13 protein-coding genes and 1 pseudogene are annotated in these 12941 nt (G+C 63.9%); 4 read left to right on the top strand and 10 right to left on the bottom strand.

What is annotated here, in order from left to right:
* Window positions 1–12: 12 nt before the first annotated feature.
* Both serB and ctaD read right to left on the bottom strand, forming a co-directional pair.
* Window positions 13–1239 carry a phosphoserine phosphatase SerB gene (serB, locus tag N4S67_RS12025; protein WP_260993220.1) on the bottom strand — a complete coding sequence of 409 codons (1227 nt, stop codon included), beginning with the start codon at window positions 1237–1239 and terminating at the stop codon, window positions 13–15.
* Between the two features lie 25 nt (window positions 1240–1264).
* Window positions 1265–3010 (bottom strand): aa3-type cytochrome oxidase subunit I, encoded by a 1746-nt coding sequence (ctaD, locus tag N4S67_RS12020; RefSeq protein WP_260993219.1) that lies wholly within the window; start codon window positions 3008–3010, stop codon window positions 1265–1267.
* Between the two features lie 158 nt (window positions 3011–3168).
* On the opposite strand from ctaD, the gene N4S67_RS12015 reads away from it, so the two are divergent.
* From N4S67_RS12015 to N4S67_RS12005, 3 genes are all read left to right on the top strand, one after another.
* Window positions 3169–4263: an iron-siderophore ABC transporter substrate-binding protein gene (locus N4S67_RS12015; protein ID WP_260993218.1), complete on the top strand. Its 1095-nt coding sequence runs from the start codon at window positions 3169–3171 to the stop codon at window positions 4261–4263.
* A 10-nt stretch (window positions 4264–4273) separates the two neighbouring features.
* Window positions 4274–4549 (top strand): YciI family protein, encoded by a 276-nt coding sequence (locus N4S67_RS12010; RefSeq protein WP_260993217.1) that lies wholly within the window; start codon window positions 4274–4276, stop codon window positions 4547–4549.
* Window positions 4550–4664: 115 nt separating this feature from the next.
* Window positions 4665–5711 carry an NAD(P)-dependent alcohol dehydrogenase gene (locus tag N4S67_RS12005; RefSeq protein WP_260993216.1) on the top strand — a complete coding sequence of 349 codons (1047 nt, stop codon included), beginning with the start codon at window positions 4665–4667 and terminating at the stop codon, window positions 5709–5711.
* Between the two features lie 57 nt (window positions 5712–5768).
* Here N4S67_RS12005 and N4S67_RS12000 read toward each other — a convergent pair whose 3' ends face one another.
* The 5 genes and pseudogenes from N4S67_RS12000 to N4S67_RS11985 all read right to left on the bottom strand — a co-directional run bounded on the left by N4S67_RS12000 (window position 5769) and on the right by N4S67_RS11985 (window position 8445).
* Window positions 5769–6239, bottom strand: a complete 471-nt coding sequence (locus N4S67_RS12000) for a hypothetical protein (protein ID WP_260993215.1) — start codon at window positions 6237–6239, stop codon at window positions 5769–5771.
* A 119-nt stretch (window positions 6240–6358) separates the two neighbouring features.
* A complete protein-coding gene (locus tag N4S67_RS11995; protein WP_260993214.1) occupies window positions 6359–6931 on the bottom strand; it encodes a hypothetical protein in 573 nt (190 codons plus the stop codon).
* A gap of 74 nt (window positions 6932–7005) precedes the next feature.
* Window positions 7006–7092 (bottom strand): annotated as a pseudogene (locus N4S67_RS28045) (hypothetical protein); the annotation flags it as partial.
* Between the two features lie 553 nt (window positions 7093–7645).
* Window positions 7646–7939, bottom strand: coding sequence for a hypothetical protein (locus N4S67_RS11990; RefSeq protein ID WP_260993213.1), 294 nt, complete (start codon window positions 7937–7939; stop codon window positions 7646–7648).
* Between the two features lie 188 nt (window positions 7940–8127).
* On the bottom strand, window positions 8128–8445 hold the full coding sequence (locus N4S67_RS11985; protein WP_260993212.1) for a DUF732 domain-containing protein: 318 nt from the start codon (window positions 8443–8445) through the stop codon (window positions 8128–8130).
* A 475-nt stretch (window positions 8446–8920) separates the two neighbouring features.
* Here N4S67_RS11985 and N4S67_RS11980 point away from each other — a divergent pair, with 475 nt between their 5' ends.
* Window positions 8921–9136: a DUF732 domain-containing protein gene (locus N4S67_RS11980; RefSeq protein WP_260993211.1), complete on the top strand. Its 216-nt coding sequence runs from the start codon at window positions 8921–8923 to the stop codon at window positions 9134–9136.
* A gap of 213 nt (window positions 9137–9349) precedes the next feature.
* On the opposite strand, the gene nrdF is transcribed toward N4S67_RS11980, so the two are convergent.
* From nrdF to N4S67_RS11965, 3 genes are all read right to left on the bottom strand, one after another.
* Window positions 9350–10336: a class 1b ribonucleoside-diphosphate reductase subunit beta gene (gene nrdF, locus N4S67_RS11975; RefSeq protein ID WP_390893338.1), complete on the bottom strand. Its 987-nt coding sequence runs from the start codon at window positions 10334–10336 to the stop codon at window positions 9350–9352.
* A 185-nt stretch (window positions 10337–10521) separates the two neighbouring features.
* Entirely contained in the window at window positions 10522–12042 is a 1521-nt protein-coding gene (locus N4S67_RS11970) for a flavin-containing monooxygenase (protein WP_260993209.1), read from the bottom strand.
* A gap of 101 nt (window positions 12043–12143) precedes the next feature.
* Entirely contained in the window at window positions 12144–12884 is a 741-nt protein-coding gene (locus N4S67_RS11965) for a TetR/AcrR family transcriptional regulator (RefSeq protein WP_260993208.1), read from the bottom strand.
* Window positions 12885–12941: the final 57 nt, after the last annotated feature.

Below are 12941 nucleotides of genomic sequence, written 5' to 3'. Positions count from 1 at the left end.
TTCCGGCGCCGATCAATCGGGGATCTCGACGCGGCGGACCATCCCGTCGACCGCGTCGGCCGCCTCGATCTCGCCGCGAGTGATGCCGAGGATGAACAGCACCGTGTCCAGGTACGGGTGACTCAGTGACGCGTCGGCGACCTCACGCAGTGCGGGTTTGGCGTTGAACGCCACTCCGAGTCCGGCGGCGGCGAGCATGTCGATGTCGTTGGCGCCGTCACCGACGGCCACCGTCTGATCCATCGGAACGCCGGCCTGCTGAGCGAAATCCCTGAGCGCCTTGGCTTTTCCGGGCCGATCGATGATCGGGCCCGTGACGCGCCCGGTCAGTTTGCCGTCCTTGATCTCGAGCACGTTGGCGGCGACGAAATCCATCGCCAGCTCGTGCGCCAGCGGCTCGATGACCTGCCGGAAACCCCCGGACACGATGCCGCAGTGGTATCCGAGGCGGCGCAGAGTACGAATCGTGGTGCGCGCGCCGGGCGTCAGTTCGATCTGCTCGCCGACCTCTTCGAGCACCTCGGCGGGCAGCCCCGCCAATGTCGCGACCCGGCGGTTCAGCGACTCGGTGAAATCCAGCTCGCCGCGCATGGCCGCCTCGGTGATCTCGGCGACGGCGGCGTGCGCACCCACCCGGTCGGCGAGCATCTCGATCACCTCGCCCTGGATCAGGGTGGAGTCGACGTCGAACACGATGAGCCGCTTCGCCCGTCGCGACAGGCTGTAATCCTCGAGCGCGATGTCGACGTTCTCCTCGACCGCGACCCGCGCGAGCGCGGACTGCAGCTGGCCGTAGGCGGCACCGGGCGGCACCGACACCCGAAGCTCCAATCCCGTTACCGGATAATCGGATACGCCGCGAATGAAGTCGATGTTGACCCCCAGCGCGGCCGCTTCGCGGGCCACCACCCCGAATGCCTCCGCGGTGATCGGGCGCCCAAGCACGACGATCGAGTGCGTCGACGGGTCGCGCATCACGGGCATGCTGTCGCTGCCCTCGATCGTGACGTCGAGGCCCACCCCGTGGATGGCAGCGGTCACCTCGTCGCGCAGCTTTGGCCCGCCCGCCACCTCCACCGGGCCGGCCACGAGCACACCCAGGGTCAAGCGACCGCGAATGACGACCTGTTCGACGTTGAGCAGTTCCACCTTGTGCCGCGACAGCACCTCGAACAGGGCCGACGTGACACCTGGTTGATCGTGTCCGGTGACGGTGATCAGAACCGACACCTTCGGCATATTCACCCCCGAGAAGCGCGGCCCGTCAGGTGCGGACGTGCTCGCCCTCGATCCGGGTCACGTCGCCGTCGTCGGGTCCGTGACTGCGCCCGATGTGCGCTTCCGCCCGCATCCGATCCACCATGTGGGGGTAGTGCAGCTCGAATGCCGGTCGCTCCGAACGGATCCGGGGCAGCTCGGTGAAGTTGTGCCGAGGCGGCGGGCAACTGGTGGCCCACTCCAGGGAGTTGCCGTAGCCCCACGGGTCGTCGACCGTCACCGGCTCTCCGTAGCGCCAGCTCTTGAACACGTTCCACACGAACGGCAGCATCGAGATGCCGAGGATGAACGCGCCGATCGTCGAGACGATGTTGAGCGGGGTGAAGCCGTCGGTTGGCAGGTAGTCGGCGTAGCGGCGGGGCATGCCCTCGTCGCCGACCCAGTGCTGAACCAGGAACGTGACGTGGAACCCGATGAACGTCAGCCAGAAGTGCAGCTTGCCGAGCCGCTCGTCGAGCAGGCGGCCCGTCATCTTCGGGAACCAGAAGTAGATGCCCGCATAGGTGGCGAACACGATGGTGCCGAACAGCACGTAGTGGAAGTGCGCCACCACGAAGTACGAGTCCGTGACGTGGAAGTCCAGCGGCGGGCTGGCCAGGAGCACGCCCGAAAGGCCGCCGAGCAGGAACGTCACCAGGAAGCCCACCGAGAACAGCATCGGCGACTCGAACGTCAGCTGCCCCTTCCACATCGTGCCGATCCAGTTGAAGAATTTGATACCCGTCGGCACCGCGATCAGGAACGTCATGAACGAGAAGAACGGCAGCAGCACGGCGCCGGTCGCGTACATGTGGTGCGCCCACACCGCGACCGACAGCGCCGCAATGGCCAACGTCGCGTAGATCAGCGTGGTGTAGCCGAATATCGGCTTACGGGAGAACACCGGGAAGATCTCGGTCACGATGCCGAAGAACGGCAGCGCGATGATGTAGACCTCGGGGTGGCCGAAGAACCAGAACAAGTGCTGCCACAGCAGCACACCGCCGTTGGCCGGGTCGTAGATGTGTGCGCCCAGGTGGCGGTCGGCGGCCAGGCCGAACAGGGCGGCGGTCAGCAGCGGGAAGGCCAGCAGCACCAGGATCGACGTCACCAGGATGTTCCAGGTGAAGATCGGCATCCGGAACATCGTCATGCCCGGAGCGCGCATGCACACGCAGGTGGTGATCATGTTGACGCCGCCGAGGATGGTGCCGAGACCACCGACGGCCAGGCCCATGATCCAGAGGTCACCACCCGCGCCGGGTGAGTGGATGGCGTCAGTCAGCGGCGAGTAGGCCGTCCAGCCGAAGTCGGCGGCACCACCCGGGGTGATGAAGCCGGCGATCGCAATCATCGCGCCGAACAAGAACAGCCAGAACGAGAAGGCGTTGAGCCGCGGGAACGCCACGTCGGGAGCGCCGATCTGCAGCGGCAGCACCAGATTGGCGAATCCGAACACGATCGGGGTGGCGTAGAACAGCAGCATCACTGTGCCGTGCATGGTGAACAGCTGGTTGTACTGCTCGTTGGACAGGAACTGCAGTCCGGGCAGGGCGAGTTCGGTGCGCATGAACAGCGCCATCAGCCCGCCGATGAAGAAGAAGATGAAGCACGCGACGCAGTACATGATGCCGATCATCTTGTGATCGGTCGTGGTCACCAGCTTGTAGACCAGGTTGCCCTTCGGACCGAGCCGGGCCGGGAACGGGCGGCGAGCCTCGAGTTCTCCGATTGGGGGCGCTTCGGCTACCAACTGGTCCTCCAAATATCCGGTCGGGGCGATCCCGCAGTCTTGTCGGCAATCCTAGCCTCCGGAATACCCGGAAGTCGGGGTGGTCCTACAAACGGTCGTAAATGAATCGCGACGCTGGGCGACCAGCCGCGAACAGCCCGGATGTTAACGTCGGCGACGTGCTGATCAGCGGACGGCGGGCCGGACTGGCGGCCTCGTCGGCGGCCGTGATCGCGGCACTGGTCATCACCGGGATCAGCGGCTGCGGATCTCTCGGTGGCGACGGCCCCGTTACGGAGGCAACGCAATCGGTCATCACCAGTACGACCCGGATCGCCGGCGCCGGCGTGCTGGGAAATCAACGTCGACCCGACGAATCGTGCGCGGCCGAACCGACGCCGGTCGACCCCGGGCCGCCGGAGCGCCCCGTGCGCCACGCCGCGGGTGAGACCGAAGTACGCGCCGACCCGCAACGGATCGTCGTGCTCGCCGGAGACCAACTCGACGCGCTGTGCGCGCTGGGCCTGCAGTCGCGCATCGTGGCCGCGGCACTTCCCGACGGATCAACCGACCAGCCCTCCTACCTGGGCAGCGTCATTCACGATGTTCCCGGGGCGGGCACCCGCAGCGCGCCCGACATCGCGGCCATCGAGGCGGCCGATCCCGACTTGATCCTGGGCTCCGAGTCCGCGACACCGGAGGCCTTCGACGCGCTGTCGGCGATTGCGCCGACGGTGTTCACCGGCCCGCCGGGCCCGGCGTGGCAGGACAATCTGCGCACGGTCGGCGCCGCGACGGGCCGCTTCGATTCGGCCAACGCACTGATCGACGGCTTCACCCGTGCCGCCGACAAGATCGGCACCGACAACGACGCCGTGCACTTTCAGGCCTCAGTCGTGCAGCTGACCGACACCACCCTCCGTGTCTACGGCGCGGACACGTTCCCGGGCAGCGTGCTCGCCGACGTCGGCGTGGAACGCCCTGCGGCGCAACGCTTCACCGACAAGCCCTACGTCGAGATCGGCACCACCGACCTCGCCGACGCCGACTTCTCCGCCGCCGACGGCGATATCGTCTACCTGTCGTTCGACTCGCCCGCCGCCAAGGACCGCGCCACCGAGGTGCTGGACAGCGACGCCTGGCGCGCTCTATCCGCCATGCGCGACAACCGCGTCTTCGCCGTCAACAACGAGGTATGGCAGACCGGCGGGGGCATCGTGGCGGCCCGCGGCGTGCTGAACGACCTGCAGTGGATCAACGCCCCCATCAACTAACCTCGGCCGGGTGTTCCACGTGTTGAAGTCCACCTATCTGCAAGCGCCCGACGTGGTCAACCAAACCCGGCCCGCGCACCTGGAGTGGCTCAAGGGCGAGGTCGCTGCCGGGCGCATCCTGCTCGCCGGCCGCCAGGAGGATGAGTCCGGTGCGGTGCTCATCACCGGCGACATGAGCGCCGAGAGCGCCAAAGACATCGTCGATCGTGACCCGTACACCGCGGCCGGGGTCGCACGCTACGAGCGGGTGCCGTTCAACGGCGCGTTCCGCGCGCCCGGCCTTTAGGGCTTACGTCACACCCCGGCCGGGGAATGACTGGGCGCCGAAGGCTGGTTGTTTTCGGTGAGTCCGCAATGTCGCGGCACATTTCCGCAGCCACCATCGACATTGAAGGCCGCCCATGAGCACTGTTACCGCCTACGCCGCACATTCGGCGACCGCACCGCTGACCGAGACGACGATCACCCGCCGCGAGGTCGGACCGCACGATGTGGCCTTCGACATCCATTTCGCAGGCATCTGTCACTCCGACATTCACACCGTCAAGGGCGAGTGGGGCAAGGTCGAGTATCCGATGGTGCCCGGCCACGAGATCGCGGGCATCGTCACCGAAGTGGGCGCCGAGGTCACCAAGTACCAGGTCGGCGATCGTGTCGGCGTCGGATGTTTCGTCGACTCCTGTCGTGAGTGCGCGCAGTGCCTCGCGGGCGAAGAGCAGTACTGCGACAACCCCGGCATGGTGGGCACGTACAACGGTGTCGGCCGCGACGGTCAACGGACACAGGGTGGCTACAGCGGCGCGATCGTCGTCGACGAGAACTACGTGTTGCGCATCCCCGACACCCTTCCGCTCGACGCCGCCGCTCCCCTGCTGTGCGCCGGCATCACGCTGTATTCGCCTCTGCGCCACTGGAATGCCGGGCCAGGCACGCGCGTCGCCGTCATCGGGCTCGGCGGACTGGGCCATATGGGCGTCAAGCTCGCGCACGCGATGGGTGCGCACGTGACCGTGCTGAGCCAGTCGCTGAAGAAGATGGAGGACGGCCTGCGATTGGGCGCCGACGAGTACTACGCCACCTCCGACCCCGCGACGTTCGAGACGCTGGCCGGCAGGTTCGACCTGATCCTCAACACCGTGTCGGCCAATCTGAACCTCAACGACTACCTTGGGCTGCTCAAGCTCGATGGCACGCTGGTCGAACTCGGCATGCCGGAGAACCCGATGACGGTTCCGGCCGGTGCTCTGGTCTTCAGGCGGCGCCGCCTCGCCGGATCGCTGATCGGCGGCATCGCCGAGACCCAAGAGATGCTCGACTTCTGCGCCGAGCACGACGTGCGGCCCGAAATCGAGGTCATCACACCGGATTACATCAACGAGGCATACGACCGCGTGCTCGCCAGTGATGTGCGGTACCGCTTCGTGATCGACACGGAGTCACTGCGGTGACGACCGAGCGCACGAAGTCACTGAGGTGACGACCAAGCGCACGGAGTCACTGCGCGGCTAGAACAGGCCGACTTCTCCAACGGCCACGAACATGCCGTGACCGGATTTGTCATTGGAGATGCGCGTGCGGTTCTCCTGGACTTCAAACGTCCAGCCATTGGCCTTGTAGGTCTGCCCGACCCCAAGCACGATGTCTTGTCCGATGGGCTCGATCGACCGCCCCGCGATGCTGCGGACGTTGCCACCGTCCCAGTAGAACTCGCCCCCAGCCCGCACCACCGCGAGGTTGAGGTGCTCGCTGTATTTCTCCGCCGACCACGGCGCCTGTGCCCATGCCTGCCCATTGACCTGTTGGCAGACCACGACCGGGCCGCCGCCGCGGGCCACATCATTTGCGCTGACCTGGCATCTGACCTTGCCCGACTCGATGAGCACCGTCTGGTCCGCGTCGGCGCCCGCCTGCGGAGCCAAGGCCAACGCGACCAACATCATCAACGCCCACGAAGCGGCGATCGCCTGCCGAACCATGCCCGGATGCTCTCACGCCGAAGGCGCGCAGGGGTCAAAATGCCGGTCCCCGTCACCACTTGACGGCCTTACCGATCACCTATGACGAACGCCCGTGGTTCGCTTCGGCTAGCTGTCTGCTACTTGTCCGAATCGTCGTCGGACTCATCGTCGGAATCGTCATCCGACTTCTCGTCCTTCTTGTCCTTCTTCTCTTTCTTGTCCGAATCGTCGTCGGACTCATCGTCGGAATCGTCATCCGACTTCTCGTCCTTCTTGTCCTTCTTCTCTTTCTTGTCCGAATCGTCGTCGGACTCATCGTCGGAATCGTCATCCGACTTCTCGTCCTTCTTGTCCTTCTTCTCTTTCTTGTCCGAATCGTCGTCGGACTCATCGTCGGAATCGTCATCCGACTTCTCGTCCTTCTTGTCCTTCTTGCCTTTCTTGTCTTTCTTCTCCGAATCGTCGTCGGAATCCGATTCCTTGCCCGACTTTTTGTCCCGTTTATCCCAGGCGGCCTGCACCAGCTTGCGGGCTTCGTCGTCTGTGCACTCGGTGCCGGCATCTTTGAACTGCTGCTTGACGGCCTTTATCGCGTCGTCCTCGCTGACACCGATAGGCACGTCGATCTCTTCGGGCAATTCCGCGTCTTGCTCGTCCGCCCGCTCATTCAGGTCGTCGAGCAACTCGGGGTCTACTTCGTCTTCCGCCATACGTGCACCCTAGAGACTCGACTGATCGGTTCGTCGGCTCTTGGCGTCACAAGTTGGCTGCACCTGCTGCAGCGTTAGAAGTCCCAGTCCTCGTCTTCGGTGTTGACGGCCTTGCCAATCACGTACGAGGAGCCCGAGCCGGAGAAGAAGTCGTGGTTCTGCACAACTACCTGGCCGGAAGTCCGAGAGGGTGCTCTGGCTGCGACACAGGGTAACGAGATCTTATGAGCACACTTAGCGGTGTGTCGTCACCACCTCACGCGGTCGCGCGGCGGCTCATCAGGACGGTGTACTGTTTGCTGTTACTCACGCTCCTGAACCCTCTCGGTGCGTCACCCGCATTCGCTGAGCCGCGCACTAGGTTCGAGCCCGCGATAATCCGACTGCCCACCTAGAAGTTGGAGTGGATGTGTTGCCGGGAATGTGGGTCGGATGACTGTGGAGGAGTACGAGCTCCCCCGCAACTGCCGTGTTCTGGGATTTCGCAATTACCACCCCAGGACACCGAGGACGGACTGTCGACATGCTCATGTCGGAACTCGGGCAGCCCATGACTTTCCGGGCGACTCCCGCAGGCAGCGTCAAATTTGGACGAGGTTGCGTTTGGGCCTGGGTGTGCCAGTAAGGCGATCTTGATCAGGCGACCGGCGTCGCGACACCCGGCACCAGACCCAGCATGGCGACGATGACAGAACACGTTCTGGCCGAGCGACTTTACTGATCATGACATTTGACCTGCCATCTTCCGTTCATGCCTGACCAGTACGTCTCCCCGACGTTGTCGATGAGACGGACAGCTTCGGTTTCAGACATGTTGAACTGCTGCGCCAACCATGCGACAGCCTCGTTCACCTCGAACGGCATCTCCCCGTTGGACGAGTCGAGGTGGCGCTGGTTCTCCGCGCAGAACGCCTCTCCCGGTGTCTGCGCGTAAGCGGTCGGCACAAGGGCAAACAGGATAAAACTCGTGAGCGCGGCGGCAATACTCAGAACTCTCAGATACGTCATAGGTGTCCTACCTTCGACGGGCTTTGCTATGCGGCCTGCGGAACCGGCAGCCGGTGCGGGGCACCAAAGTTTCGCCAACCTAAGGGTCAGAAACTTTAGTTCTGTCGGTCTCTTCAGCGACTATCTCGCACTGAGCACAGCCGACGTCAGGCTTCTGAGCAAAGTGATGATGGTTGGGTGATCATGGGCTACACCGGTCCGACTTTGCCGGTGTGTTCAGGACACAGGTGGCCAACGGCATACCCAGCGAAGATGGCGGCGTAGTAATCGGGATATGGGGAATTTCCGGCCGCCTGGAGAACCGGTGCGAGTGGTTCGCCGCCACGGTCGAGGGCCGAGCAGACCTGGTAGCCCACGGGCACCGGCTCGATGCCGCTCAGAAACTCTGGCCAGCTCGCGTAGTCGCTGCCCAGCGAACCGAGAGCTTGAAGAAATTCGTATTCCTGCTCTGGGTTGGCAGACGCCGGAGGAACCATAGCCACCCCGCCGCCGACCACGAGGGCCATGAGGCCGCCGCTAATCATTCTTCTCATAAGTCCGTTCCTCTCTTGCGGAGCGCGCACTGCGTTTTTGATGACGATATGGCGCCGACGGTCGCAGAGGAATCCGGTGTTTCCCTATAACTCGTTTGCTGACCGCACCGGCGACAAGGCAGCTCGACCGTTGCCAGCGCTTATAGGCCCAGTATGCCAATTGCAGTGCTTATCGATAGTGATGTTGGACGGAGCATGCGAGACTGCCTATATTGCCGAGAAGGGCATCGGTTGGGGAGACGTGCGCCAAGGGGACCAGATCATGCCAAGACATCTGCTCAAAGTACTGTTGACCAGTTCCTTCGCAGCTGTCGCATTGGCGGCAGGCGGGGTCGCCGCCGCCGCACCGCCCGCGGTACCCCCCGGCCCCGGTGACCCTGGCTATTGCGGCGCTCATACCAGCCCCTGGAATTGCTGGTCTGACGTTAGCCTAGCGCGCCTAGGCGAGGTGGCGTTCATCAACAAGACGCTCAGCTACGACATCGCAGGCATCCCAACCGACAGGGATCGGCTGCTCCAAATTGCACGTGGGATTTGCCAGTCGCTAGCGGGAGGGACATCCCCAAATTTCGTCGTCCAATTCCTGGCCGAAGACCTCGGGATAAGCGAAGGCCAGGCCGGCAACGGACTCTTCATCAACGCGCAGGACATGGCCTGCTCCTAAGAGGTCACCCGACGCGGCCGCCGGTCCGAAGTGCAGCGGGCGCGCTCATCGGTGACCGAATCGCGAGTGGGTAGTGGCGTCTGAATGACCTTTGGAGTGCGAGTGTGGGCAGTATGTGGGCAAACCACCTCAGCTATCGACTTTTAAATAGTCGCTTCGGCAGTTACTGACGGCGACTCGTCGCAGTTGTATGTGACGGTTGAGTAGGGAAAATCAGAAGTCCCAGTCCTCGTCTTCGGTGTTGACGGCCTTGCCAATCACGTACGAGGAGCCCGAGCCGGAGAAGAAGTCGTGGTTCTCATCGGCGTTGGGCGACAACGCCGACAGGATCGCCGGGTTGACGTCGGTCTCGTCGCGCGGGAACAGCGCTTCGTAGCCGAGGTTCATCAACGCCTTGTTGGCGTTGTAGCGCAAGAACTTCTTGACGTCCTCGGTCAGCCCGACTCCGTCGTAGAGGTCCTGGGTGTACTCAACCTCGTTGTCGTACAACTCGAACAACAGCTCGTAGGTGTAGTCCTTGAGCTCCTGCTGCTTGACCGCGTCCTCCATCGCCAGGCCGCGCTGATACTTGTAGCCGATGTAATAGCCGTGCACGGCCTCGTCGCGGATGATCAGCCGGATCATGTCGGCCGTGTTGGTCAGCTTGGCCCGGCTGGACCAGTACATCGGCAGGTAGAAGCCGGAGTAGAACAAGAAACTCTCCAGCAGCGTGGAGGCCACCTTGCGCTTGAGCGGCTCGTCGCCCTTGTAGTACTGCATGACGATCTCGGCCTTGCGCTGCAGGTTCGGGTTCTCCTCCGACCAGCGGAACGCGTCGTCGATATCGGCCGTGGAGCACAGCGTGGAGAAGATGTTGCTGTAACTGCGGGCATGCACCGACTCCATGAACGCGATGTTGGTGTAGACCGCTTCCTCGTGCGGTGTCAGCGCGTCAGGGATCAGACTGACCGCCCCGACGGTGCCCTGGATCGTGTCGAGCAGCGTGAGGCCGGTGAAGACCCGCATCGTCAGCTGCTTCTCGTGGTCGTTCAGCGTGCCCCATGACGGGATGTCGTTGGACACCGGCACCTTCTCGGGCAGCCAGAAGTTGCCCGTCAGGCGGTCCCAGACCTCGGCGTCCTTCTCGTCCTGCAGGCGGTTCCAGTTAATGGCCGAAACACGGTCGATCAGCTTCACGCCATCACTCACTTCGAACCCCATTCACCTGGTCTTTTAAGTCTGAGCTACAGGACTGCTGCAGTGCCCTCAACACTACAACTGGGGTCCGACGAACCGGCGCTGTACGAGATGTTGTGTTTGGGCGTGTCGCGGCGTCAGGCCCGTCGGCGGGCAACCAGATCGCGTGAACCTCCAGACTCGGCCGCTTCCACAATCTGTGCGCACCGCTAGGCAGCAACGCGGCTGCGGCTCCGCAGGAACGTGTACTCCGAGGCCTTGAACCTGCGGGTCGCCAACCAGTACTGCCAGGTCATGCCGCTCCACAGCGTGCGGTTGACCCCGTGCTCGTCGAGGTACCAGCTTTGACAGCCGCCGGTGCTCCACACCGTGCCGGACAGGTCGCCCTGGAGTTCGGCGTTGTAGCGGTCCTGCGCCTCGCGGGTCGGCGCCAGCGCCTGCGCGCCGTGCCGGTCGACGGCGGCGATCGCCTGCGCCGCATAACGGATCTGCGACTCGATCATGAACACCACGGAGTTGTGCCCGAGCGCGGTGTTGGGGCCGAGCAGGAAGAAGAGATTCGGCATGTCGGCCACCGTGATCCCGCGCAGCGCGGCGATGCCTTCGCGGTTCCACCGGTCCACCAGGTCCTCGCCGTTCGGGCCCTTGATGTTGACGTAGGTGTAGGAGTCGGTGACATGGAAGCCCGTCGCGAAAACCACTACGTCGACCTCACGTTCCGTGCCGTCACCGGTGACGATGCCACGCGGCGTGAACCGTGCGATTGGGTCGGTGATGACCTCGGTCTTCGGATTGGCGATACCGACGTAGTAGGTGTCAGAGTTCAGGATCCGCTTGCAGCCGGCGCGGTAATCCGGGGTGAGCTTGCGACGAAGCTCCCGGTCCTTGATCGACCGGCGGATGTTCCACTTACCGAGCAGCTCACCGATTTTCAGCAGCCGCGGCTGCTTGGTCATCGCGAAGCCGACGGTCTCGTGAATCCAGTAGATACCGGCGCGCATCGCCGCCCGAGTGCCGGGGACGTTGGCGAACAGGCGCTGCGCGCGCTCCGGGATCGGATTGTTGGGCCGCGGCATCACCCAGGCCGGAGTGCGCTGGTAGAGCTGAAGTGCCGCAACATCTTCGACGATCTCAGGAACGATCTGGATAGCGCTGGCCCCGGTGCCGATCACCGCGACGCGCTTGCCGGTGATGTCGACACTGTGATCCCACTGCGCGGAATGAAAGGTGGCGCCGGTGAATTCGTCGAACCCGGCAATCTCGGGGATCAACGGGATGTGCAGCCCGCCCGCGCCGGAAATCACGAATTGCGCGACGAACTCGCGGCCGTCCTGAGTGAAGACGTGCCAGCGCATCTCGTCGTCGTCCCAGTGCGCGCGGTCGACGTGCGAACCGAACCGGATGTAGCGGCGTAGCCCGTACTTCTCGGTCACACCTTTGAGGTAGTCGAAGATCTCGGGCTGGAACGACCACATGTGCCGCCAGTCGGCTTTGGGCTCGAACGAGAACGAGTACATGTGCGAAGGGATGTCACACGCGCAGCCCGGATACGTGTTGTCGCGCCAGGTTCCACCGATCTCGTCGGCCTTCTCGAGGATCAAGAACTCGACGTTGCGCTTCTGCAGTTCGATGGCCATGCCCAGGCCGCTGAAGCCCGATCCGATGATCAGCGCGCGGGTGTGCACGACTTTGCCTGCCGTCGTCTCGGCCGTCTGCTCTGCCGCGGTCATGTTCGACTCTTTCCTACCTCCGCCGTGGGCCCAACCTGGGAACGCCGGTACCGGGTACTTACGCCAGTCTCCGGACGGTGGCGCCAGGTGTCAACGTGGGTTCAGGCGACGGGTTGCTGCCGGCGCACTGCGGTGTTGATCGGCTGGTCGGCCTGGATCTCGATGCCGAGCAGGTCGGCCGTGCCGTTGATGGCGCCCATCATGATCGTCGTCATGTGGGCGATGAACTGATCGGCCGGCATGCGGCGCGGACTGTCGTCATCGCCGCCCAGCCACCAGTCGGTCGCCGAGGCCGCAGTGCCGAAGATGGCGAAGGCCGCCAGCTCGAAGGCCGCCGGTTCCGGTGCCAGGTCCTTGAGTTCGGTGCTGATCATGTCCGCGATCGCCAGGGTGATCTCGCTGCCCTTGTTGACGGTCGTCATCGCGGCCGCAGACTGATCGGCGAAGCGGCCCTGCAGCAGGAAGCGCACGACGTTCGGGTGCTGTTCGACCAACTCGACGTAATGCTCGACGCCGCGGCCGACGATGTCGCGAGCGGAGTCGGTGTCCACGTCGATCGACGGAATGATGGCCGCCCACAACATGTCTCGCATACGTTCCCCGATTTCGGCGAACATGTCGGACTTGTCGGCGAAGTGCCGGTAGATCTTCGGCTTCGCTGTGCCGGCTTCTTCAGCGATCTCTCGCACGCTCACATTGGGGCCGAGGCGGTCTATTGCGCGGAACGCGGCATCGACGATTTCCGCGCGCACCTTCTTGCGGTGTTCGCGCCAGCGCTCGCTGCGGGCGTCCACCTTCACGCCCGGCTCGCCACTGGACCGTGGCCTGGACCCTCGTCGCACTCGATCACTCTACCGTCCGAGGGTCGCTGACCTGCTCAGACGTGCCGTGGCAGAAAA

The sequence above is a fragment of the Mycobacterium deserti genome (assembly GCF_025345615.1).
Taxonomy (GTDB): Bacteria; Actinomycetota; Actinomycetes; order Mycobacteriales; family Mycobacteriaceae; genus Mycobacterium; species Mycobacterium deserti.
Note: the sequence above shows the minus strand (reverse complement) of the source record. Positions and strands in the feature narration are given on the sequence as shown.